This window comes from Oleiphilus sp. HI0043 (genome assembly GCF_001634935.1).
In genome coordinates, this window is sequence record NZ_LWEY01000045.1 from 1 (window position 1) to 806 (window position 806).

The 806-nt window shown below is 45.5% G+C and carries 1 protein-coding gene; it reads right to left on the reverse strand.

Going from position 1 to position 806, the window contains the following annotated elements; translation table 11 throughout:
- On the reverse strand, positions 1 to 806 hold an 806-nt coding region (hisS, locus tag A3729_RS01160; protein ID WP_197475465.1), incomplete at both ends, for a histidine--tRNA ligase.

Sequence of the window (806 nt, forward strand, 5' to 3'; positions counted from 1 at the left end):
AAACTAACCAGCTTTTGCCCACCCTCACCTTTTAGTCGTTTGACTACCAACGTATCATTTTCCAGCTCCTGTTCGCCAATAATGATACCAAGAGGTGCGCCAGACTTATCAGCTTTTTTCATCTGACTCTTGAAACTACCACCGCCTGCATTCTGCAGTACTCTCAAGGAAGTTTCACTTCTAAGCAACTCAGCAACTTCAAAGGCTTTATGTAAAGTACCTTCTCCTGCCGCCACAATAAAAATATCGACATGCTCGCTTACCGACTCAGGGACAAGCTTCAGCTCTTCAAGCAGTAGCACTAAACGCTCTACCCCCATTGCAAAACCAACTCCCGGAGTTGGCCTTCCGCCAAGCTGAGCAACCAGACCATCGTAGCGCCCACCAGCACATACCGTGCCTTGAGCACCTAAGGCATCTGTCACCCACTCAAAGACCATTTTCGAATAATAATCCAAACCTCGTACTAAGCCATGATTAACACGATACTTGATATCTGCATGATCCAGCAGCGACAACAGCTCGTTAAAGTCATCCTTAGACTCGTCTCCATAGAAATCGAACAGACTTGGCGCATTCGCGAGAATCTCTTGGGTCTTAGTATTTTTGCTATCCAGGATTCTTAGAGGATTGGTTTTCATCCTACGCAGACTATCTTCGTCAAGCTGATCAGCATAACCTTCAAGATAAGCAACTAATGCATCTTTAAAGGCCTTGCGCTCTTCAGGCAAGCCTAAAGAGTTTATCTCTAACACCACATGTTCAGATAAACCAAGCTGCTTCCACAAGCGAGCAGTCATCATGAT